This is a genomic window from Vibrio sp. SSH13-20, from assembly GCF_040104475.1.
Lineage (GTDB): Bacteria > Pseudomonadota > Gammaproteobacteria > Enterobacterales > Vibrionaceae > Vibrio > Vibrio harveyi.
The window spans coordinates 91,833-112,794 of record NZ_JBECOU010000007.1 but is presented as its reverse complement, the minus strand read 5'-3'; the positions used below and the strand labels follow the sequence as shown (position 1 = coordinate 112,794).

General features: G+C 44.8%; 24 protein-coding genes and 1 riboswitch. Of the genes, 14 read left to right on the top strand and 10 right to left on the bottom strand.

Annotated features, from left to right (window positions below):
• Positions 1-86: 86 nt before the first annotated feature.
• From ugpB to ABMY42_RS19445, 8 genes are all read left to right on the top strand, one after another.
• The gene (gene ugpB / locus ABMY42_RS19480; RefSeq protein ID WP_045486552.1) at positions 87-1,394 is read left to right on the top strand and encodes a sn-glycerol-3-phosphate ABC transporter substrate-binding protein UgpB; all 1,308 of its coding nucleotides are present in this window, start codon (positions 87-89) and stop codon (positions 1,392-1,394) included.
• A gap of 127 nt (positions 1,395-1,521) precedes the next feature.
• Positions 1,522-2,403 carry a sn-glycerol-3-phosphate ABC transporter permease UgpA gene (ugpA, locus tag ABMY42_RS19475; RefSeq protein WP_005452642.1) on the top strand — a complete coding sequence of 294 codons (882 nt, stop codon included), beginning with the start codon at positions 1,522-1,524 and terminating at the stop codon, positions 2,401-2,403.
• Entirely contained in the window at positions 2,403-3,251 is an 849-nt protein-coding gene (ugpE, locus tag ABMY42_RS19470) for a sn-glycerol-3-phosphate ABC transporter permease UgpE (protein ID WP_038897840.1), read from the top strand. Before ugpA ends, ugpE begins: the two co-directional genes overlap by 1 nt.
• Positions 3,252-4,409, top strand: coding sequence for a sn-glycerol-3-phosphate import ATP-binding protein UgpC (locus ABMY42_RS19465; RefSeq protein ID WP_349266676.1), 1,158 nt, complete (start codon positions 3,252-3,254; stop codon positions 4,407-4,409).
• Positions 4,402-5,211, top strand: a complete 810-nt coding sequence (locus tag ABMY42_RS19460) for an HAD-IIB family hydrolase (RefSeq protein WP_085319565.1) — start codon at positions 4,402-4,404, stop codon at positions 5,209-5,211. The genes ABMY42_RS19465 and ABMY42_RS19460 overlap by 8 nt, the downstream gene beginning before the upstream one ends.
• Before the next feature lie 475 nt (positions 5,212-5,686).
• Positions 5,687-6,022, top strand: a complete 336-nt coding sequence (locus ABMY42_RS19455; RefSeq protein WP_005452650.1) for a hypothetical protein — start codon at positions 5,687-5,689, stop codon at positions 6,020-6,022.
• An 88-nt stretch (positions 6,023-6,110) separates the two neighbouring features.
• Positions 6,111-6,239 carry a hypothetical protein gene (locus ABMY42_RS19450; RefSeq protein WP_005426337.1) on the top strand — a complete coding sequence of 43 codons (129 nt, stop codon included), beginning with the start codon at positions 6,111-6,113 and terminating at the stop codon, positions 6,237-6,239.
• Positions 6,239-6,367, top strand: a complete 129-nt coding sequence (locus ABMY42_RS19445) for a hypothetical protein (RefSeq protein ID WP_005452653.1) — start codon at positions 6,239-6,241, stop codon at positions 6,365-6,367. The genes ABMY42_RS19450 and ABMY42_RS19445 overlap by 1 nt, the downstream gene beginning before the upstream one ends.
• A gap of 76 nt (positions 6,368-6,443) precedes the next feature.
• On the opposite strand, the gene ABMY42_RS19440 is transcribed toward ABMY42_RS19445, so the two are convergent.
• From ABMY42_RS19440 to ABMY42_RS19410, 7 genes are all read right to left on the bottom strand, one after another.
• Entirely contained in the window at positions 6,444-6,860 is a 417-nt protein-coding gene (locus ABMY42_RS19440) for a MarR family transcriptional regulator (protein WP_009697065.1), read from the bottom strand.
• Positions 6,860-7,774 (bottom strand): CDF family Co(II)/Ni(II) efflux transporter DmeF, encoded by a 915-nt coding sequence (gene dmeF / locus ABMY42_RS19435; protein ID WP_281188252.1) that lies wholly within the window; start codon positions 7,772-7,774, stop codon positions 6,860-6,862. Before dmeF ends, ABMY42_RS19440 begins: the two co-directional genes overlap by 1 nt.
• Positions 7,775-8,262: 488 nt before the next feature.
• On the bottom strand, positions 8,263-8,826 hold the full coding sequence (locus ABMY42_RS19430; protein WP_281188251.1) for an HD domain-containing protein: 564 nt from the start codon (positions 8,824-8,826) through the stop codon (positions 8,263-8,265).
• A 146-nt stretch (positions 8,827-8,972) separates the two neighbouring features.
• The gene (locus ABMY42_RS19425; RefSeq protein WP_349266675.1) at positions 8,973-9,974 is read right to left on the bottom strand and encodes a GTP-binding protein; all 1,002 of its coding nucleotides are present in this window, start codon (positions 9,972-9,974) and stop codon (positions 8,973-8,975) included.
• Complete coding sequence (locus tag ABMY42_RS19420) at positions 9,964-10,524, bottom strand: carbonate dehydratase (RefSeq protein ID WP_005426373.1); 561 nt, start codon at positions 10,522-10,524, stop codon at positions 9,964-9,966. The genes ABMY42_RS19425 and ABMY42_RS19420 overlap by 11 nt, the downstream gene beginning before the upstream one ends.
• Before the next feature lie 148 nt (positions 10,525-10,672).
• Positions 10,673-12,007, bottom strand: a complete 1,335-nt coding sequence (locus tag ABMY42_RS19415) for a dihydroorotase (protein ID WP_349266674.1) — start codon at positions 12,005-12,007, stop codon at positions 10,673-10,675.
• Positions 12,008-12,108: 101 nt separating this feature from the next.
• On the bottom strand, positions 12,109-12,567 hold the full coding sequence (locus ABMY42_RS19410; RefSeq protein WP_049537969.1) for a transcriptional repressor: 459 nt from the start codon (positions 12,565-12,567) through the stop codon (positions 12,109-12,111).
• Positions 12,568-12,745: 178 nt separating this feature from the next.
• On the opposite strand from ABMY42_RS19410, the gene ABMY42_RS19405 reads away from it, so the two are divergent.
• On the top strand, positions 12,746-13,588 hold the full coding sequence (locus tag ABMY42_RS19405) for a patatin family protein (RefSeq protein ID WP_349266673.1): 843 nt from the start codon (positions 12,746-12,748) through the stop codon (positions 13,586-13,588).
• Positions 13,589-13,805: 217 nt separating this feature from the next.
• Here ABMY42_RS19405 and ABMY42_RS19400 read toward each other — a convergent pair whose 3' ends face one another.
• Complete coding sequence (locus tag ABMY42_RS19400; RefSeq protein ID WP_349266672.1) at positions 13,806-14,654, bottom strand: pirin family protein; 849 nt, start codon at positions 14,652-14,654, stop codon at positions 13,806-13,808.
• A gap of 323 nt (positions 14,655-14,977) precedes the next feature.
• Between ABMY42_RS19400 and ABMY42_RS19395 the strand changes: the two genes are divergently transcribed.
• The 4 genes from ABMY42_RS19395 to ABMY42_RS19380 all read left to right on the top strand — a co-directional run bounded on the left by ABMY42_RS19395 (position 14,978) and on the right by ABMY42_RS19380 (position 17,502).
• Positions 14,978-15,190 carry a cold-shock protein gene (locus tag ABMY42_RS19395; protein ID WP_005452678.1) on the top strand — a complete coding sequence of 71 codons (213 nt, stop codon included), beginning with the start codon at positions 14,978-14,980 and terminating at the stop codon, positions 15,188-15,190.
• Positions 15,191-15,534: 344 nt separating this feature from the next.
• Positions 15,535-15,744 (top strand): hypothetical protein, encoded by a 210-nt coding sequence (locus ABMY42_RS19390; RefSeq protein WP_005452681.1) that lies wholly within the window; start codon positions 15,535-15,537, stop codon positions 15,742-15,744.
• A 62-nt stretch (positions 15,745-15,806) separates the two neighbouring features.
• Entirely contained in the window at positions 15,807-15,947 is a 141-nt protein-coding gene (locus ABMY42_RS19385) for a hypothetical protein (protein ID WP_005452683.1), read from the top strand.
• 350 nt (positions 15,948-16,297) lie between these two features.
• Positions 16,298-16,397: riboswitch (purine riboswitch) on the top strand.
• A 100-nt stretch (positions 16,398-16,497) separates the two neighbouring features.
• Positions 16,498-17,502, top strand: a complete 1,005-nt coding sequence (locus tag ABMY42_RS19380) for an adenosine deaminase (protein WP_349266671.1) — start codon at positions 16,498-16,500, stop codon at positions 17,500-17,502.
• Positions 17,503-17,583: 81 nt separating this feature from the next.
• On the opposite strand, the gene ABMY42_RS19375 is transcribed toward ABMY42_RS19380, so the two are convergent.
• Together ABMY42_RS19375 and ABMY42_RS19370 are read right to left on the bottom strand one after the other, a co-directional pair.
• The gene (locus tag ABMY42_RS19375) at positions 17,584-19,221 is read right to left on the bottom strand and encodes a diguanylate cyclase (RefSeq protein WP_069687768.1); all 1,638 of its coding nucleotides are present in this window, start codon (positions 19,219-19,221) and stop codon (positions 17,584-17,586) included.
• 154 nt (positions 19,222-19,375) lie between these two features.
• Positions 19,376-20,299 (bottom strand): LysR family transcriptional regulator, encoded by a 924-nt coding sequence (locus tag ABMY42_RS19370; protein WP_199449674.1) that lies wholly within the window; start codon positions 20,297-20,299, stop codon positions 19,376-19,378.
• Positions 20,300-20,467: 168 nt separating this feature from the next.
• On the opposite strand from ABMY42_RS19370, the gene ABMY42_RS19365 reads away from it, so the two are divergent.
• Complete coding sequence (locus ABMY42_RS19365; protein ID WP_349266670.1) at positions 20,468-20,962, top strand: magnesium transporter; 495 nt, start codon at positions 20,468-20,470, stop codon at positions 20,960-20,962.

Below are 20,962 nucleotides of genomic sequence, written 5' to 3'. Positions count from 1 at the left end.
TTTGAATTTTTTGAAGCGGATTCATTATCAAAATGAAAACCTGCAAGGGAACAACCTGTTCAAATCATCTATGAAAAGGAATCATTATGGCTATTAAACACCTCGCCGGACTTGCAATTGCAGCGGCATTCATCAGCACGCAAGCACAAGCAAAAACAGAGGTTGAGTGGTGGCACGCAATGGGTGGCGCACTAGGTAAAAAGGTCAACGAAATTGCCGCAGACTTTAACGCAAGCCAATCAGAATACGAGATCAAGCCAGTTTACAAAGGCAGCTACGCAGAAACCATGACCAGTGCAATCGCCGCATTCAGAGCGAAAGAGCAACCAGCTATCGTGCAAGTGTTCGAAGTGGGCACGGCGACAATGATGGGGGCAGATAAAGCGATTTATCCCGTTTATCAATTGATGAAAGACACCAAAGAGTCGTTTAATCCAGATGATTATCTTGCGGCAGTAACGGGTTACTACACCACCAATGAAGGCAACATGCTTTCACTGCCATTCAACAGCTCCACTCCTGTGCTTTATTACAACAAAGACATGTTTAAGAAGGCAGGCGTAGCAAATCCACCTAAGACGTGGAAAGAGATGGAAGAAGTGTCTCGTAAACTACTGGCGTCTGGTGCGAAATGTGGTTTCAGCACAACCTGGCAATCATGGACTCAAATCGAAAACTTTGGTGCGCGTAACAACGTTCCTGTTGCCAATAACAACAACGGCTTTGCTGGCTTAGACACAAAATTCAAGTTCAATGACTCAGCGTTCGTACATCATATCGAACAGATGGGTAAATGGTCGAAAGAAGGCATCTTTAAGTACGGTGGTCGTCAGTCTGATGGTATGCCACTGTTTTACACCCAAGAGTGTGCAATGACCATGGGCTCTTCCGCAGGTCTGGCGGGCATCAAAGAGAACATGAAAGGCATTGATATCGGCGTAGCACAATTGCCATACGATTCAGAGCTAGTATCTAAGCCACAAAACACCATTATCGGAGGGGCCTCTCTTTGGGTGCTTCGTGGTCACTCAAGCGAAGAATACAAAGGCGTGGCGAAGTTTTTCTCTTACCTTTCAAGCCCAGAAGTTCAAGCAGATTGGCACCAATTCACTGGTTACTTACCAATCACTAAAGCGGCTTATGAGCTAACGAAAGAGCAAGGCTTCTACGCTAAGAACCCAGGCACAGACACAGCCGTTCTGCAAATGACGTCGACAAAGCCAACGGAAAACTCGAAAGGCATTCGCTTTGGTAACTTCCTGCAAACTCGCGACATCATCAACGAAGAGCTGGAAGCGGTTTGGGCAGGAAAAGCAACAGCACAAGCTGCGCTAAATAATGCGGTTCGTCGTGGTGACGAGCAGCTACGTCGCTTTGAGCGCACACAGAAATAACGAACCTTAATAACGAACAATGATGCACCGAGTCTTATTCCAGTAGGTACTCAGAGATGCACTCTCCCCGCCCATCATGGGTGGGGAATTCGTTTACACACCTTGCCTGTTTTATTTTGGTATTTGTATGTCCTCACCTGTTGTTTTTAAACACAAATGGCTTCCGGTTGCGCTGATTGCGCCTCAGTTGGTGATCACTTTGGTGTTCTTCATCTGGCCGGCAGGACAAGCCATTTTCCAATCTTCACAACTTGAAGATGCTTTCGGTATGAGCCGTGAGTTTGTGGGTTTAGAGAACTTTGAAACGCTCTTCCATGATCCACTTTACCTAGATTCGTTAATGACCACGCTGCAATTTAGCATCAGTGTTGCGGTGCTTGCTCTGGTCAGTGCGCTGATCCTTTCCGCTTTTGCCGAGCAAATCATCCGTGGCGCGACCATGTATCGCACTTTCTTGATTTGGCCTTATGCGGTGGCTCCGGTTGTCGCAGGTTCACTATGGCTATTTCTATTCGATCCAACCATCGGTGTGATGACCGAACTGTTGAATCTGTTTGGCGTAGACTGGAATCCAACGCTCAATGGCACCCATGCTATGTGGATGGTGATCATCACCTCGACATGGAAGCAAATCAGCTACAACTTTCTGTTCTTCCTTGCGGCGCTTCAATCAGTACCCAAGTCTCTGCACGAAGCCGCGGCCATTGACGGCAGTGGTCCAATCAAACGCTTTATCACCATTAGCTTCCCGCTGATTTCACCAACCAGTTTCTTTTTATTGGTCGTGAACTTCGTTTACGCGTTCTTCGATACCTTCGCCATCATCCATGCGATGACACAAGGCGGTCCGAGTAACAGCACTTCCACCTTGGTTTATAAAGTCTATAACGATGGTTTTATTGGTTTGGACTTAGGCTCATCAGCAGCGCAATCCGTCATCCTGATGATCTTGGTGGCTTCCCTAACCGTGATTCAATTTAAGTATGTTGAGAAGAAGGTGGCGTACTAATGGTAGAAAGAAGACCGTTTTTTAATCTGTTTTGTCATGTCATTTTAATTCTTGGCATTATTTCGATTGCGCTTCCCGTTTGGATTGCGATCGTAGCAACCACACATGAGAACAGCGCGTTCGCTACTGGTACACCGTTGTGGTTTGGCGATTTGGGCTTTAGCGTTTTCACTGACTTGTTGAGTAACGACACCCAATACAACAACAATACATTGCCGATTGGTAGCATGTTGCTGAACTCCTTCATCATGGCGATGTGCATTACCATCGGCAAGTTAAGCATTTCCATCCTGTCAGCGTATGCAGTGGTGTTCTTCCGTTTTCCGGGACGAATGCTGGCGTTCTGGATGATCTTCTTCACACTTATGTTACCAGTAGAAGTGCGCATCATGCCGACATTTGAGGTGATTACGAACCTCAACATGCTGAACTCATTTTACGGCTTAACCATTCCGCTGATTGCCAGTGCGACAGCGACTTTCTTGTTCCGTCAGTTCTTCTTAACGGTACCGAATGAGTTAGTGGAAGCAGCACGAATTGATGGCGCAGGACCAATCAAGTTCTTCTTCGATATCTTGTTGCCTCTATCGCGCACCAACATCGCCGCACTATTCGTCATCACCTTCATTTACGGCTGGAACCAATATTTGTGGCCGCTTTTGATCACCACAGACGTGCAGTACTACACCATCGTGATGGGCATTAAACAGATGCTTGGAGTGGTTGATGGCGTGATCGAATGGAACAAAATTATGGCCACCACCATTATCGCCATGTTGCCACCCGTGATTGTGGTAATTGCAATGCAAAAAGCCTTTGTTAAAGGTCTGGTAGATTCGGAGAAATAAATGTCCACGTTAACTCTTTCTAATATCGCTAAATGTTATCCGAACGGCTATCAGGCGATCCAAAAACTTAATCTCAATATCTGCGACGGCGAAATGGTCGTGTTGGTTGGCCCGAGTGGTTGCGGTAAATCCACCTTACTTCGCATGATTGCAGGGCTAGAGGAAATCAGCTCAGGAGAGCTTAAGATCGACACCACAACCGTCAACGATCTCGAACCTGGCGAGCGAGACATTGCCATGGTATTCCAGAACTACGCCTTGTACCCACACATGACGGTGTACAACAACATGGCTTACGGTCTGCGCAACCGCAGAACACCGAAAGCGGAAATCGAACGATTGGTTCACGAAGCGGCAAAGATGCTGGAGTTGGATCACCTACTCGACCGCAAACCAGGACAGCTTTCTGGCGGACAACGTCAACGTGTGGCGATGGGGCGCGCAATTGTACGTGAACCAAAGGTGTTTCTGTTTGACGAGCCACTGTCCAATCTAGACGCCAAACTGCGTGTTCAAATGCGTTTGGAAATCAAGAAGCTTCAGCGTCGCCTCGGAACAACATCGGTTTACGTTACCCACGACCAAGTTGAAGCAATGACGCTGGCGGACAAACTTGTTGTTTTGAACAAAGGTAACGTCGAACAAGTTGGCACACCGCTAGAGATATACGACAACCCTGCATCTTTGTTCGTCGCGACCTTTATTGGTTCACCATCCATGAACATCTTAGATGGCAATGTTAGCGTTGACGGCATCACTATCGGTGACGCGCTGCTTCCTGTCTCCACAACAAACTTGGATCTTGGCGAAATAAAGCTAGGACTTCGTCCAGAGCATTTACAAATCAGCCAAGATAACCCATGGTTGCAAGTAGAAGTCGAATTGATTGAATCGCTCGGTGCCGATCTGTTGCTTTACTGCCGCACAGAAGGTGGTGACTCACAAAAGCTTGTTGTTCGTGTAGAGGGACATACGCCAATTCAAATTGGCGACAAGCTTGGTCTAGACATAAAGCCAAAACATGTTCATCTATTTGATGCCAACACAGAAAAGCGTATCGAGAGTACACTGGCTTCCGCGGTATCACTGCAAGGCGTCAGTGACGAAACTCAAGCAATCAACCCTAGAGTAAACAAGCAAGGAGTGGTGAATGCCTAACCCGTTATCAGAGCTCAAGTTAGAGAGTCTGAAACAGATCGAATGGCTGCTAACCGACGTGGATGACACGTTGACTTGGCAAGGCAAGCTGCCACCTGAAACACTCATTGCGTTAGCCGAGCTAGAGCGTGTCGGCGTAAAAGTGGTGGCAGTAACAGGCGCATGTGCCGGTTGGTGTGACCAAATGGCAAAGATGTGGTCACTGCATGGTGTGATTGGTGAAAATGGCGCGTTTTGGATGAGAAAAGACGCGGCAGGATTCCACACCACCTTTGCTCGCCCAGCCGAAGCAATGCGCAAAGAACAACGCGCATTACAAGAAAGTATTACCGGCATTTTGGCAGGCTATCCCAATGTCGAGTTCAGCCAAGATCAGAGTTTTCGCTACTGTGACGTTGCGGTGAACATAGCGCAAGATAGAACGCCTGTTTCCCCTTCCACGACAATGGAAATTCTTAACCACATTATGAATTTGAATGTGGAGTCTAATCCCGTCAATGCAACATTGAGTTCGATTCACATCAATGCTTGGGTCGGTAGTCACAGCAAGCGTACAAGTGGTGAAGCGTACATTAGGCAGTTCAATAACGGCGAATTACCGAGCTTAGAGCGCATCACGTATGTGGGAGATTCACTCAATGATGAAGGCATGTTTGAGTGGTTGCCAATGACCTTTGGCGTGAATAACATTCGCCCTTTATTGGCGAAACTGAACCATCAACCTAACTATGTCACACAAGAGAACGGCGGCTACGGGTTTGCTCAATTGGCAAGCTTGATCGTTCAAGCAAAAAGCCTGTAATTCAACAGCATGTCCATTCACCCTTCCGCTTTTCTTAAGTCGGTGAATGGACATTATTTTTGTCTCTGATACATAAAATCTCTATTTATCATTCGCAATTATCGTTTTGTTATCTACCAAAAACGCTCAAAAAACTCTCGTTACTAATTTGCTCTCAATCCCTTGCTATATATGGCGTTTTTTCATTTCTTACTACTTACCATGCTCAGAACGAAGCAATCCGCAACAAAAATTGATTGTTGTCCTAACTAATTATTTTTGTTTGTCGCATTCAAAAGCAGCCCATATTATCCGCAGCACAAGGGATGACATTCCTTACGCTCTTTAACAATCAAATGCCGTACTTCTTCATCTGACAACTTTCCTACTGATGTAAAAATTCCCTTTTGATTCCCATTTTCAAATTTTTACAACCACTGCGCAGAGCATTTAAAGCTATGTTCTGCATTACAGTCTATTCATGTAGGAAATCATCGTGGATAAATATCAAGCTGCATACGCTAAGCGTCTAGAAAAACTGAAGGGCAATCGTTCGCCAAAAACTATTGCACGTATTTCGGCGTGGGATGCATTTTTTAACAAAGAATACGAGATGCAAGATCTAGAGTCTCAAATGGCAGACTCTGCTCGTCATCACTATGAGCAATCTGACGTTAAAAATGAAATCAGCTTTGGTTCATTCAAACGCGCATTCTATAAAGAATCGATCGTGATTTATGACCTAACCGATGGCGCTTCAATTCAGAAAGTGTTCACACCGTTACTTGTGCTAACAACAGCATGGGTACTGTTCGTGTGTTTTACCCAGTAATTGAATAACCGAATTAAATAAGCAATAGATAAACTATTGGCAGGGTGTTTATTACCTTTGTTCAATACAAACAGTTGAGAGTTTAAGGATGAAAGGAAGAAACATTGCGGCATTTGCCATTGTGGTGGCAGCATTTGCGTTTGGTTATGGCTTTAAATCCTATCAAGAAGCGAATGGTGTCATTTACCCAACCTTTAAGAAGGAGTTTAATCTCTGATGCCTAAGATTACCCTTCTGCTACTCGCAACGACTGTCGGTATTGGCGTTACCGGTGCTGCATTCTGTGTTGGCATTACGTATGCGTTCACACAACTGCCAATCGAACAAATTCTATCGAGCTTATAAAAAAGTAGAGCACTTCGGTGCTCTACTTTTTTGCTGTTTGAGACTCAATATTTGAGTTGAGAAACGAAAAGCGCAATCAGAACTCTTTATTCATCTTCTGTAAGCAAGCAAACAAGATCGCTTGATGCTCAGGCTCGATATTGCGCGTTAAGTCTTGAACCAAATCTAAATGCAGCTGATTGTGATGACGGTGAATCTCTTCACCCGCTGGCGTAAGCTTTACTACGATAGCGCGACGATCTTCTGGATGCGGACAGCGCTCAATAAGCTCCGCTTTCACCAGTTTCTCAATTTGAACCGTTAACGTGCCTGTCGTAATCCCAAGCTTTTCCGCCAGTTCTTTCATACGCAACGCACCATGCCCACCCAGTACTTCAATCGTGTGGATTTGAGCTAGTGAGTAACCCGTGCCTTTTACTACAGATTGCTCCCAAGAAGACATTTTGTCATAGAACTCGGTAAGCGTTTGATTCAGCTTTTCTAATTCGCGCATCACTCAGTCGTTTGAACTTCCAAAGTTAGGTGGTGAATCTTATCAAATTTACTCAATAATTGCTTAAATTCATCCAGCGTTTTGTTGCTATGATTTTTAAGCGCGATAGCCGCAGAATAATGATGACCACTCACCTTCCAGATGTGTAAATCAACAATCTCGGCATAAGGAGTAAGTGTTTCAGTAATCTCATCTCGGTATGACTTGTTGATGCTCTCATCCAACAAGACTGGTGCGGTTTGTTTCATTAAACCCAAGGTCCACTTACCAATCACAACAGCACCAACAATCCCCATCATGGCATCTAACCAAACCCAGCCGTAAAACTTACCGACAATCAACGCGACAATCGCAAGTAGAGAGGTCAGCGTATCCGCTAACACGTGGAAGTACGCAGCAGTTAGGTTGTGGTCGTGATGATGTTCGTACTCATGATCGTGAGAATGGTGATCATGATGGTCATGCCCATGATGATAGTGATCTTGCAGAAGCAGCATGCTCGCAAGGTTCACCACTAAACCAATCACCGCCACCATAATAGCTTCGTTAAACTGAATGCTTTCTGGGTTGAAGAGACGATGAATCGACTCGACCATCATCATCAATGCCACAATCCCCAACGCAATGGCACTGGTAAAACCGCCGAGTACACTCACCTTACCCGTACCAAATGAGAAGCGGTCATTATGTGCATTTTGTTTCGCGTAGCGGTAAGCAAACAAGGTGATACAAAATGCCGCTGCGTGTGTACCCATATGCCAACCATCTGCGAGCAATGCCATTGAACCAAACATGGTCCCGGCAGCAATCTCCACCACCATGGTGGTCACGGTTAGGATCAATACGTAGAGCGTGCGTTTTTCACCCTTTTGGTTGTGAGAAACGAAATCATGTGAATGTTGCGATACAGCCATTGCGACACTTACCTTCCAATTTTAGTTTGATTATCAAATTATTTGATTTTAATTTAGTTTGACCATCAAACAATGTCAACCTAGGAAGGGAATTTGATCAAAGGGAAGTTTTAAAAAGAGTCTTACTCAGTATAAAAAACACAAACGAGCTAAAGCACTTATACCCAAGTGACTTCAAGATGCAGGATTCAGAGCGTTGTCATTGATTCGAGTTCAAGGAAAACAACACAGCGTAATAGCCAGCTCTTTCCAAGTTGTTTGACGCAGCAATCGGGTCAATGACACGCTCCCAAAGGGCGAGCTGCCTTGGCTTGTATACTTTGTTGCCGATTCTTGATTTAGACCCACTAAACCTTTAAATCGCCGCCGCGTCTACAAACCAAGTCAGTCTCGCTGAACCTAGCATCTCGAGGTTACTTGGGTATAGGTTCACCAGAGAAGCTTAAGTGATTTTGCAGAAAGTGATGTTTTTAAGTTGAGCGAGAGAACTAGCGCTCAGCTAATCGACGGGTATCTTCATCGATGATCGCTCGAAGCGCTTTGGTCAGATCATCAAAGTCCGTGTGCTTTTTGCCGTATTCCAGATTAAAGGCGTAATTGAAATCGGTAGGGTTATCGCCTTGAGTGTGCTGCAGAATGGTTTCCAATTTATCCAACGCTTTGGTGAGTCGAGCTTCTGCGGTAGTAGCACTGTCGTATTCCAACCATAGCTCCAGTAGATCCTTTTGCAGAGAAGCGTCTAACGGAGCGATGAGTTGCTTCAAATCTGCCAGTTCTAGTGCGCTTTTACCCAGCCCATCGTGTTGCTCCAACGCCGAAATGTCACCGCTGACCGCTTCTGCCAAGTCATGAACAACACAGAGTTTTAGCACTTTCAAGCTATCCAAATGTGGATAATGTTCTGCTACCAGCATGGCAAGTAAGCATAATCGCCACGTGTGCTCAGCAGTACTTTCATGGCGACCAGAAGACGTCCATGCGGTGCGTAAGGTGCTTTTGAGCTGCTCAGCCTCGCGCAAAAAAGTAAGAATGCCAGGTAGCTTGTCGATCATATCAGTGCTCATGTTTCAATGTTTTCAAGAAGAGTAACGGATCGGGCTGAATCGGAAAAGCACAAACGACAGGGAGAAAACAGGAAGTGATTAGAAACATAGAAGAAGACTCAGACACTCATATTGAGAATGCCTGAGCCTATAGATCACGCCAATTCGCAAGAAAGCAGTTTGGCTTCAAATTGCTCATCAATGCTGTCTGCAATCAGTTCAATTCGGCTTTCAGCACAGTCATCTAACTCCACTTCCTGTAACCCATCTGGCGTTAGGTTGTAGCCATAAATGCCATCACCAGTAATAAACACCGCTTTCATGCGCTCCACTTCCAGCTCAACCAACAGAGGAATCAGCTTACGGCGATCGAACACTTTCTCAGGTGAAAAGCGCCAACCGACACTCTGGAAACCTTCGCCTGAATTGGTCGCTTTGAGCATACCACTCTCAGGCATTGGCATGTCTGAAGCCAAAGGCTTGTCACTCGCATGATGGTGGTGATGCGGGGGATGTTCATGAATGGTGGTCTCACCTTCAAATTCGGCAAACGGAATCACACCATGCTGAGCAAAAACCACTTTGGTATTTGGGCGCCCAACTTGCGCCACGTAAGCTTCTAGCTTCTGGGTGTCTCCCTCTTGATACAAATCGAGCTTGTTACCCACCACTGTATCGGCAATCGCAATTTGTTGGTTGAACGTGTCATGCTGTGTATAGCGCTCATCCGCAAGCTTACGCGCGTCGACCAAAGTGATGTTCTTTTGTAGCGAAAGCACTTGGCGATAATGATCTGTCGACAACACTTGCAGCACTTCTTTCGGGTGGCCAAGCCCAGTAGGCTCAATCAGCAGACGGTCTGGCTTTGCTTCATTAAGCAGTTGGTTTAAGGCGATTTGCATTGGCAACCCCGCCGCGCAGCACATGCAGCCGCCGGGTACTTCGCGAATAAACACTTGTTGATCTTCGCTTTGTTGCCCCTGAACCAAGCTACCATCAACGCCGATTTCACCAAACTCATTCACTAATACCGCCCAGCGCTCGTTCTCTGGCTTATTCGCCATTAAATTCAAAATCGCTGAGGTCTTTCCTACACCAAGAAACCCCGTAATCATGTTGGTAGGAACACCAAGTATAGGTTGGCTCTCAGAGCTCATTGGCAATTCTCCTGTAGCCTTGCACCAGTTCGTGGTTTGCTGAAACCACAGACTCTGAAAATGCCGAGTACTCAGGTGGCACTTTCGAGATGCTGTTCAAATCAAAGTCGGCACCAATATTCGTCATTGGCGGAACATGGAAATTCTCTGGCAAGTCTAGACCATCTACCACACAGTTATGGCGAATAACACAACCCTTCCCAATCACAGCATTAAATACCACCGAGTTAAAACCAATGAACACATCATCGCTAACTTCACACGGACCATGAATAATTGATCGGTGTGCAATGGAAGAGCGCTCACCAATGGTCACGGCAGCGCCTGCCTTTGAGTGAATGACCACGCCATCTTGAATGTTGGTATCGCGCTTGATGACAATGGCTTCCATATCGCCTTGCTCGTTCACCTCATCAGCACGAATCACCGCGTAAGGACCAATAAAAACGTTATCTTCAATGATCACTTTGCCACAGATGATTGCAGTCGGATCGATGAAGGCTGTTTCCGACACTTCGGGCATGTGACCTGTGGGATTTCTTCTTAACATATTGAATTCTCTTTATTTGGTGCCGAAAAGACACTCAAGTTACGACAACTATACTTCTACAAATAAAGCCCGATGAAAGCGGATAAATGTAAGCTTTCGAAAATAAACTGAGCTTTCAAATAATCTAAGTTTTTGAAAAACGTGAGTCTTAGCGATCAAATACCAATCGCATAGCATGTGCTGCCTGCTCATTGACTTGTTGGTCGACATACACCAACCCACCGTTGACCCAAGTTTTCTTGATTTGTGAGGAGAACTGATGGCCAGCAAAAGGCGACCAACCACAGTGGTACAAGCTATTGTCATTGGTGACTAAGGTCGGCATTTTTGTATCCACCAGCACCAAATCAGCGAAATACCCTTCACGGATAAAGCCACGTTGCTCAATACCGTAGCGGATGGCTGGGTTATGTGCCGTCTTTTGAACCACTTGCTCCATCGTCATATGTCCGCGAGCGACTTGATCAAATAAAGACAACAGTGCGTGCTGTACCAAAGGTAACCCCGCTGGCGCTTGTTCGTAAGGCACCTGTTTTTCTTCCCTCGTGTGGGGGGCGTGGTCTGTCGCGATAATGTCAATTTGACCTGTATTAAGTGCTTTTAGAATAGCCTCACGGTCACTTGGGTATTTCACCGCTGGGTTACATTTGATTTGGTTACCACGCTCTGCGTAATCTTCATTGCTAAACCACAGGTGATGAACGCAAGCTTCAGCAGTAATGTTTTTGTTCTCGATTGGATCTGCATCAAACAGTGCTAACTCTTTTGCCGTTGTGATATGCAGAACATGCAACTGACTGTTGTACTTCTTAGCCAGTTCTACCGCATAAGAAGAGGACGCATAACACGCTTCGTCATCACGCAGTATCGGATGATCTTCAATGGTGAATTCCGACTTCTCTTTGAGTAGTCGCTGTTTGTTTTGCGCAATCACAGGTCCACTTTCACAGTGCGTTACGATGAGCACTGGTGAATCACGGAAAATTTCCTCCAAGGCTTGAGGTGCTTCCACCAACAAATCCCCCGTCGAAGCCCCCATAAACACTTTCACGCCACAATGTCTCTTTGGATCAAGCTGTTTGATTTGCTCAAGGTTGTCTTCGGTCGCACCAAGATAGAAAGAGTAGTTCGCGAGAGAGCTCTGCTCGGCAATGGAGAATTTGCTTTCTAACGCCTCGATGGTCGTCGTGGCAGGGTTTACGTTCGGCATTTCCATATAGCTTGTGATACCACCTGCAACCGCTGCACGGGATTCTGTTGCAATCGAACCTTTGTGCGTTAAACCCGGCTCACGAAAGTGTACTTGGTCGTCTATCATACCGGGGATTAGATAACACCCTTTAGCATCAATCACCGTGTCTTCCGGTTTTGAGGCGATATCGGTCGAGATAGCTTCAATTCGCTGATCGACAATTCGTAAATCGGTCTCGGTAATGGTTCCTTCGTTGACGACAAGGGCGTTTTTAATCAGTGTTGCAGGCATAGCGGTTCAGAACTCCTTGCTGATGATGCTAATAATGGGAAAGGATAAACGTCGTAAAGTGGCAGTGATGAAAACGACAATAAGTGGACACTCAAAAACACTTACTGGGATTTCGCACAGTCATCACAAACACAATTAATCTCTAGTTGAGGGCTGACAACGGTGAAGCCTTCTTCTTTTGCATGGGATTGCAGACCGTGAATCAAGTTTGGGTCGATGGCTTGCTCGCTAATTTTGTTGCATTTGGAGCAGATGAGAAATTGAGGAACGCCATGTTCGTGTTCGCAGAGGATATGGGAGCAGACGATGTATTTATTAGAAACTTTAAGCTTGTGAGCCAAGTGCTCACCTTCAAGAAAATCCAAGATTCGATACACCGACATTGCCTGAATATTTTGTTCAAAATGGGCTTTGCAATAATCCACCAACTCATAAGCTGACAAGGCTCTATCGGCATGGACCAACGCTTTCAACACCAGTTTTCTCTTGGAAGTTAATTGCTTTCCTTGAGCTTTAAAGCTCACCTCAACATGCTTAATAATGGCGTCAATATCGCTCATTTTCACCTCACACAAGACACACGCTACCTTATAATAATTTTGATTATTGTTATGTTATAACATAAAAAATAGATTCATCAAGGTAAGGTCAAAGTGAACGCGACTTGGGTATACGCATTAGATCCGTTACTCTAATTAGTTCGTATCCAAATCAGAATAATCGAAACGGATGGCTAGGATGGAACATGTTGGTTCTCGAGCGTTGATTGTAGAAGGCGGCGCGATGCGTGGGGTGTTCTCCTGCGGCATACTCGATCACTTTATGGCACAAGATTTCTCCCCTTTTGACAGCTTTTGGGGTGTCTCGGCGGGCGCAAGTAACTTAGCGGCTTACCTTGCTAAAATGCCGGGCAGAAACCTCAAAATCTATCTCGACTACAGTTTACGAAAAGAATTTATCTCCCCCACTCAACTCGTACGCGGTGGCGATATGATGGATTTAGATTGGATGTGGGACGTCACGCTTAAAGAGTTGGGCATTGATCGAGCCGTACTTTCTGCCGATCCTCGACCATTCTTTTTAGGTGTCACACGACAAGACAACGGACAACCAGAGTACCTAACACCTTCCGTAGAAATGTTGGCGGAAACCATGAAAGCCAGCAGCGCCCTACCAATCATGTACCGCAATGGTGTGCCATTAGATGGCGTAAGGTATGTGGATGGTGGTGTAGCGGATGCAATCCCTATTGCCGAAGCCATCAAACGCGGTGCAACCAAAATCATGGTGCTACGAAGCCGCCCTGCCAGCTATCGCAAATCCAAGCCTAAGTTTGAAAAGCTAACTTCACGTTTACTGAAAGATCATCCAGCGTTAATCGAGCCAATGCTCACGCGCCATATTCGTTACAACCAGAGTCTGGAACTGATAGAGAACCCGCCAGTTGGCGTTGAGATCATCCAAATCTGTCCACCAGAAGGCTTTAAGTTAAAGCGTTTAAGCCGCTCGCCAGAACCTTTACGTCAAGCTTATGAGCTGGGTGTGGAATGTGGTCCACAAGCCATTGAACGCTGGGAGTAAAGCTAAACAGAGCACAAAAAAGCTCACTGCCCTCGTGAAAGACAAAAAAAGCCACACCCAATTGGTGTGGCTGATGCAAATTCGATGGCAGTGGATATCGTCTTTGCTTGCGTATGAGCCCAATAAACGGACTCCAAATCACTTAATGTTTTTCTCTCGAACTGTAACTCCAAGAGTTGGCGTCAAGACTTGGTGCCAAGCAACGGTATTGGGTGCCTTAATAAGTTTCAAATACACCAGAATTGTAGTCTTGAATCGCTTGTTCAATTTCGTCGATGCTGTTCATCACAAATGGACCATAATGCACAACAGGTTCATTAATCGGTTCGCCAATAAAGAGCAGTACTCCGCTAGCGTCATTGGCTTGCAGCTCTACCCACTCACCTTGCGAAAGCAGTGCCATCTCACCTTGCATGACCACGCGCTCGCCCACCTTAATACTTCCTTTATAAGCATAGGTCATCATATTGTGATGTTTCGGTGTCATTAATGTCATTGTCGCACCTGGATGCGATCGCCAATCAGCAACCGTCACCGGTACACCCGTTTTACTTAGCGGTCCTTTGACAACCTCATCGCCGATGCTTAACTCGCCAGAAATAACACGAACCAAACCATGGGACTCTGCGCGATGCTCGGTAATAGTTTCCGGTTGGAAGTCGTGATATTGCGCCGGAGACATCTTGTCTCGTGCAGGTTGGTTAATCCAAATTTGGAAACCGTGCAGCTCGCCGTCTTCCATGATTGGCATTTCACTGTGAATCACACCACGACCAGCAGCCATCCATTGCGCACCGCCAGAACGAAGCTCACCAATGTTTTCCATATGGTCACGATGTTGGAAATGACCGGTGAGCATATAAGTTAGTGTTTCAATGCCCCGATGTGGATGTGGAGGGAAACCACCCACATAATCTGCACGTTGGTCTGATTTAAGCTCATCGACCATCAAGAATGGTGAAAAGCTCGTGTTATTGAATCCGGCTACGCGACGAATTTTAACCCCATCACCATCTGCGGTTGCATGCGATGGAATGATCTGACGAATCTCTCTCACTGTGCTCATAATATTGCCTCCCTTATTGGTATGGACTCATTGTAGGAAGGGGGATGCCAAATCATGAGGGGATGAAATTGTTCTACTCCATCAGTTTTTTCGAACGAAAAGAATTTGAAAAATAAATGTAGCTATTTTTTAAACACCCTGTATAGTGGCGGCTGGCTCTAGAAAAGAGCTGTTAATGCTACATTTAGTTTAAGTTCCCTCTCAGTAACACCCTGAATCCTTGATTCAGACTCCTGCGTAAAACTTCCTCTTGATTGCACATTCAATAGCTTAAAAAAGATCCATCACAATTCGTATATTATTGTTTAATTTCAGAGGTTTTTATGTCTGGTAAAGTAACTGGTTCAGTAAAATGGTTTAACGAAACTAAAGGCTTTGGTTTCCTAACTCAAGACAACGGCGGTCAAGATGTATTCGTACACTTCAACGCAATCGTTGCTGACGGTTTCAAAACTTTGACTGAAGGTCAGAAAGTAAGCTTCAATGTAGAAGAAGGTAAAAAAGGTCCTCAAGCGACTGAAGTTACTCCTCTATAAGATAGCTTTTCTTGGTGCAGCATTTCCTCGCTGCACCAAACTCTCTCCCCCTTCAAAAAATTCCTCAAACTTAATATTTAGCAATTAAATTTTGCTTGGTTTTCTGCTGCCTAAAATATACCCAAGTAACCTCGAGATGCTAAGTTCAGCGAGAATGACTTGGTTTGTAGACGCGGCGGATACGATATCCATCGTTGGAACACTAGATCTATCGAACCCGATAGCCATCGTTGGTATTTCACTTACTTAAAATTAGGAAAAATTATGTCTAGAAGAACAGGTCGTCAAAGACACTGGTACCAATTATTGAATAAAGAAAAGATCACCAAAAAACAGGAGAATAAATGATAGAGATTGAATTCCGTTTAAAACAACCCGACATCTCTTGGAACGCCAAAATTCATCAACTCAATAGTGATATTTTAAGGCGCCATATATTGCCAAAACTCCAATCTGCTTGTTATCTCATTGATTTTAAATACTGTGAGAAAACCTACTCCGGAGACATTCTGTGTGACTCAGGTTCAAAGCTAGGAAGTTTTATTATTAAATAAATCAATTTTCGTGCATTAATGAATAATGCGGATATTTAGGAAGAATTTCCAAAGGAAAAATCATGGCAAAGAAAAGCAAGAAGCAAATTGAGCAAGAAAAGAAAGAGTCCGAACAAAACGCCGCAGCGATTAAACAACAAACGCGCCGCCGAATTGAGGACATCATGGAGCAAAGAGAATTTGATAAAATGTTCGAACTATAAATACATTCCATTTTCTTTTCTCTACTCTTCTCAATCTAAAATATCGACGTGCAAGGTATCGCCACCCCTCTTCTCAGTTCACAATGAGCAACGCACATTAAACTCGATATGACTCCCAATGTTTCTCGCATGGTGTGGTTCAGTATTAGCCACTGAATATTCGACGCTCAGCAAGGTGTGTGCTGACAACGAAGCCATCATGCGATGAATCACAGCCTCGATACAGATCTCCATCGCTCAATTAAACCAACACTTTTTTGCCTTTCCGTTCTCCGTTCTCCGTTCTCCGTTCTCCGTTCTCCACAAATAACAATTTCATCAACGACTCTAGCCAAGCTTCAATTTTTGCGTATAATCGCAACCGTTTGCTTCGTATAACCCCAATGATATGGTTTGGGGGTCTCTACCAGCTCCCGCAAAGTGCTGATTACGAAGAGTCGAGATCACTGTGGATCTTACTCTTTGTAATGGCGTTCGATTTTTCTCAATCTATACCTATCCTTAGAGTAATTGCATCCACAACAACCATAAGAAAAAGTGGGAGTTTATTATGAACGCATTTATTCAAGGTCTTCCAAAGGTAGAGTTACACTTACATATCGAAGGTTCGCTAGAGCCAGAACTGTTGTTTGAGCTTGCACAGCGCAACAACATCGACATCCCATACGAATCACCACAGGCACTGCGCAAAGCGTACGAATTCGAAGATTTACAGTCTTTCCTAGATATCTATTATCAAGGTGCTAACGCGCTGCGTACAGAACAAGATTTCTATGATTTGACTTGGGCATACTTAGAGCGCTGCAAAGCCGACAACGTCATCCATACTGAGATCTTCTTTGACCCGCAAACCCACACCGACCGTGGCATTGAGTTTGAAACGGTCATCAACGGTATTCACCGAGCAATGCAAGATGGTAACGAGCAGTTATGTATTACGTCTCAAATTATCGCATGCTTTTTGCGTCACCTATCGGAAGAAAGCGCCATTGAAACGCTGCAATCAATCATCAAACATCAAGACAAAATCATCGGTGTAGGTTTGGACTCTTCAGAACTCGGTCACCCGCCAGAGAAATTCAAACGCGCTTTCCAACAAGCAAAAGCAGCAGGCTTATTGACGGTAGCACACGCGGGTGAAGAGGGTCCGGCGCAAAACATCATTGATTCTGTTGAGATGCTTAGCGTTAGTCGTGTGGACCATGGCGTTCGCTGTGTTGAAGATGCTTCATTGGTAGACGCACTTATCGAAAGCAAAATGCCACTAACGGTTTGTCCATTGTCGAATATTAAGCTGTGTGTGTTTGATCAAATGGAGCAGCACAACATAGTCGATTTGCTGCGTAAGGGGGTCGCGGTGACGATTAACTCGGATGACCCGGCGTACTTTGGCGGCTACATGACGGATAACTTTAAAGCGGTCAGCGATGCTCATCCAATGACGAAATCAGAACTGGCTCAGTTTACGGTTAATGCAATCAACGCCAGTTTCATTGATGAAGCGCTTAAAGCGAAATACCGTACTCAAGTCGCGAACTACTTGGCAAGCCACTAAATATTAGTGCTAGGTGACTAGGGTTTGCTGACTTTTCTAACAGATTTTCGCCGAGAAAGAACAACAAACCCTAGCTCTTTGTCACGACGCTACGCTTAAACTGGTTTTGACACAATTTCTTCCTGAATTCTTGGCGAGATAAAGCGCCTTATCAGCGCAGGCAACCAGTTCATCGAAGTTTTGCCCAACTTCTAACGTTGCAACACCCGCGCTAAATGTCATGCACGTCACGGGCGAAAAGTTCTCCTGTTTCATTTTCTCTTGTAAGTTGAGAGCGATTTGCTCGCCTTGCTCAATCGATGTATCTCTCATTAGAATGACAAACTCTTCCCCGCCCCATCTTGCAATAAGATCTTGTTTTCTCAAATTGTTACTCAGGAAATCGGCTATATGCATTAGCACTTGGTCACCCACATCGTGCCCAAAGGTGTCATTCACCACTTTAAAATAGTCAAGATCAATAAGAATCAGAGAAGTAGAGTGAAAAGGTATCGTCTTATTGGTCAATTCTTGATGTACTTGGTTAATTAAAGCTCGTCGATTGAATAAGTTCGTCAATGGGTCATACATGGCTAACCAAGTTAACTTCTGATTATTTTCGTTGAGTAATTTCACAGACATCGCGAGGTCGTGATTGGCATCGTTCAGCTCGTTAGTTCTGCTCGCCACCACATCTTCCAAGTTTCGATTATGCTGTTGAATCTCTTCTATGGTGTTTTTAAATGCGTTAGACAATTGCCCAATTTCATCCAAAGAGTTTTGCCCAGCAAATTCGGTGTAGTGACTGCTGACCGAATTTTTAACGTCCTGCGTTAACTCCACAATCGGTAACGTCACAGAGTTGGTCAGATAGATGATAATCGGTAGAAAAACGATGATCACCACCGATAAGGTAATGGTGACGTCTTCTACTAGTGCTTTGATATCAAGGAATATGTCTGACTCTTCCGTTGTGACAAACAACGTCCAACCCGGCAGACTATCAATGGCAGAAAAGGTGACGATCTTGGATTCACCCACATTCTCATCATAATAATGTCCGTAGCCGATATCGTGCTGTCGTGTTTGCAAGGCAATATTCCCAAAGCCTTCAAAACCGATACTGTCAGAATCAAAGATATTTGCCGCTAGAATAAGCGTGTTATTCGGGTGGGAGACCACATTTCCGTAATTATCGGCAATCCATGCATAGCTGCTGTTTCCAAGTTTGACTTTGGACAGTCTCTTACTCAAATAGTCAATAGAGATGGATACTCCAACAATACCACTCCACTCATTTTGTGAATTAAAAACAGGGACACCCAATGCAATCAACGGCTCTCCCGTCACCAAACCAATGTGCGGCTTAGTGACATGGTATTTTGCCTGTTGCCAGTTAACATCCTCAGTTATGTCTGCCAGCGTCACTTTGGTTCTGCGACCTTGATAATCGACCAAGTTCCATTCATTGTCGACGAACAAAGTATTGACCACCGCATGTTTCGACATGCTTTGCAGCCATTTCAGTTCTTCAATAATGAATGGAACATCACCATGCTGAACCCTTTGATGCCCACTGATGGTTTGAAGTGAGGCGACGTTTCTTTGTAGCTCTTGGCTAATCACATCAGAATGGAGGTTTGAAACTTGAATCGAGTTTTTTAAGGCAACACTAAACACACGTTGCTGCTCTTTAAAATAAAGGGCACCAAACAAAATCAAAACAAAGCAAATCGTCATCAAGGTATAGATGACAATGAACTTAGTTCGAATGCTCGTGAAAAAAAACCGACCTCCCTGCACAAAAGCCCCAGTGATATTGAGGAATATATTTACAGTCTAGTGTCTCATTAAAGAACCATCCATACGGTATAGTGAAAATATTCACTTTAATCTAATGATTTTCGGTAAATTTCTCAGCGGCTAATAAACACTGCTCTCTCAACCACTGATGACTAGGATCATTTGTGCGAGAAGAATGCCAATACATGGCGACATCAATTGGATCTTTCATGAAGTCTGCTTTTAGCTCTTTGAGCTGATAGAGGTCGCAATACTGCTTCAGCAAGGTTTGTGGCATCAGAGCGAGATAATCACAACGCTGCACAACCGGCAATACTTCAATAATGCTACTCGCCTGCCATGCCACATCACGTTGACCTAAGAGTTTTTCATCCTTGATTCCTCGACCAATTAGGTAACCATTTTGTTGATTGAACTGAGACAAAGTGACGTGCTTTTCATTGAGGTACTCTTTGACACTGATCCTGTTGTCCGTTAAGCGAGGATGATCTTTGCGACACACCACGGTCAACTTATCAGACATCAATACTTTAGAACGTAAATGTGGGTGCAGATTAGTGTGAGCCTCTATCACCAAGTCACACTGCTGGGTTCTCAGTAGGTTCGTCAAATCCATGGTGTATAACGGTTCAATGCGTGTGCTGGCTTTTGGCGCTCTCTCACTGATCAAAGCGGAAAGTTCAGGAAGAAGAGTAAAACCGAACACACTAAGGGAAGAGATCACAAAACGCTTATCGCACTCAGCAGGATCAAACCGAGTATGTTCTGGCAGCATATATGCGATGCTCTCTACTGCACTCGCTAATGTCGGGTAGATATCAACTGCAAACGCCGTTGGTGCAACGCCGTGGCTTTCACGAATGAATAACGCATCCTTAAACACCTCACGAAGCCTGACTACCGCTTGGCTGACCGCAGATTGACTCACACCCAGACGTTGCGCCGCTTTGGTGTAACTCTTCTCTTCCACAATCGCCACAAAGGTCGGGATAAGACTGTAATCTGAGTGCTTCATAGGTTATGTGTTCTCTAATATTTTCATGCTGACATGAGCTTAACTTATATCATATATCACTCAACTTATGGCGTTTTTTCATACAATTCCGCGCATGTGATTACAAAAGACAAAACAATAATCACGCGCTCAACGTTTTACCCTCACACATTGACAAAAGGTATAACTATGAACGTCATAAAAGCCATAGGTCGTGTCATTTTTGCGATTTTTATGGTGCTATTAAAGTTCTCACTTTTCATGGCTCTAATGCTCGGTGGAGCTTACGTGCTTGCGCCTATGGGTACGATCAATTCGAAAGATATTGATATGAGCTTGTTTACCAATACCCCTAACGACACCATGATGGTGATCTTCAACTCCGAGTACTTCAGCGGTTATCTATTTTCCGTCACCATAGCGCTTGCCCTTTTTGTCATCTATTTGCTATGGCAGATCCACGAAGTTGCGGTACATCGAGCTCAAGAGAAGAAAAGCTCTCATATCCAATTGGTATTTGCGCTTTCTCTATGCGGTTTGTTCATCCATAAAGCGTGGTGGGTGCTGGCGTTAATCATTGCGTTCGCCAACTGGGAACACATCGGCAGCTCACTGAGCAACATCATTCGCAATAGTCGATTGGCTTCACAGCAACAAACAACGACCAAAACAGCAGGGGAATAA

Coding starts and splice junctions, on each gene's coding strand:
- ABMY42_RS19380 (WP_349266671.1), top strand. CDS start 16,498: ATGAACGCATTTATTCAAGGTCTTCCAAAGGTAGAGTTACACTTACAT.
- ABMY42_RS19430 (WP_281188251.1), bottom strand. CDS start 8,826: ATGATCGACAAGCTACCTGGCATTCTTACTTTTTTGCGCGAGGCTGAG.
- ABMY42_RS19405 (WP_349266673.1), top strand. CDS start 12,746: ATGGAACATGTTGGTTCTCGAGCGTTGATTGTAGAAGGCGGCGCGATG.
- ABMY42_RS19460 (WP_085319565.1), top strand. CDS start 4,402: ATGCCTAACCCGTTATCAGAGCTCAAGTTAGAGAGTCTGAAACAGATC.
- ABMY42_RS19450 (WP_005426337.1), top strand. CDS start 6,111: ATGAAAGGAAGAAACATTGCGGCATTTGCCATTGTGGTGGCAGCATTT.
- ABMY42_RS19420 (WP_005426373.1), bottom strand. CDS start 10,524: ATGTTAAGAAGAAATCCCACAGGTCACATGCCCGAAGTGTCGGAAACA.
- dmeF (WP_281188252.1), bottom strand. CDS start 7,774: ATGGCTGTATCGCAACATTCACATGATTTCGTTTCTCACAACCAAAAG.
- ABMY42_RS19390 (WP_005452681.1), top strand. CDS start 15,535: ATGATAGAGATTGAATTCCGTTTAAAACAACCCGACATCTCTTGGAAC.
- ABMY42_RS19385 (WP_005452683.1), top strand. CDS start 15,807: ATGGCAAAGAAAAGCAAGAAGCAAATTGAGCAAGAAAAGAAAGAGTCC.
- ABMY42_RS19410 (WP_049537969.1), bottom strand. CDS start 12,567: ATGAGCGATATTGACGCCATTATTAAGCATGTTGAGGTGAGCTTTAAA.
- ABMY42_RS19415 (WP_349266674.1), bottom strand. CDS start 12,007: ATGCCTGCAACACTGATTAAAAACGCCCTTGTCGTCAACGAAGGAACC.
- ABMY42_RS19465 (WP_349266676.1), top strand. CDS start 3,252: ATGTCCACGTTAACTCTTTCTAATATCGCTAAATGTTATCCGAACGGC.
- ugpA (WP_005452642.1), top strand. CDS start 1,522: ATGTCCTCACCTGTTGTTTTTAAACACAAATGGCTTCCGGTTGCGCTG.
- ABMY42_RS19370 (WP_199449674.1), bottom strand. CDS start 20,299: ATGAAGCACTCAGATTACAGTCTTATCCCGACCTTTGTGGCGATTGTG.
- ABMY42_RS19425 (WP_349266675.1), bottom strand. CDS start 9,974: ATGAGCTCTGAGAGCCAACCTATACTTGGTGTTCCTACCAACATGATT.
- ABMY42_RS19365 (WP_349266670.1), top strand. CDS start 20,468: ATGAACGTCATAAAAGCCATAGGTCGTGTCATTTTTGCGATTTTTATG.
- ABMY42_RS19400 (WP_349266672.1), bottom strand. CDS start 14,654: ATGAGCACAGTGAGAGAGATTCGTCAGATCATTCCATCGCATGCAACC.
- ugpE (WP_038897840.1), top strand. CDS start 2,403: ATGGTAGAAAGAAGACCGTTTTTTAATCTGTTTTGTCATGTCATTTTA.
- ABMY42_RS19395 (WP_005452678.1), top strand. CDS start 14,978: ATGTCTGGTAAAGTAACTGGTTCAGTAAAATGGTTTAACGAAACTAAA.
- ABMY42_RS19375 (WP_069687768.1), bottom strand. CDS start 19,221: ATGACGATTTGCTTTGTTTTGATTTTGTTTGGTGCCCTTTATTTTAAA.
- ABMY42_RS19445 (WP_005452653.1), top strand. CDS start 6,239: ATGCCTAAGATTACCCTTCTGCTACTCGCAACGACTGTCGGTATTGGC.
- ABMY42_RS19440 (WP_009697065.1), bottom strand. CDS start 6,860: ATGCGCGAATTAGAAAAGCTGAATCAAACGCTTACCGAGTTCTATGAC.
- ugpB (WP_045486552.1), top strand. CDS start 87: ATGGCTATTAAACACCTCGCCGGACTTGCAATTGCAGCGGCATTCATC.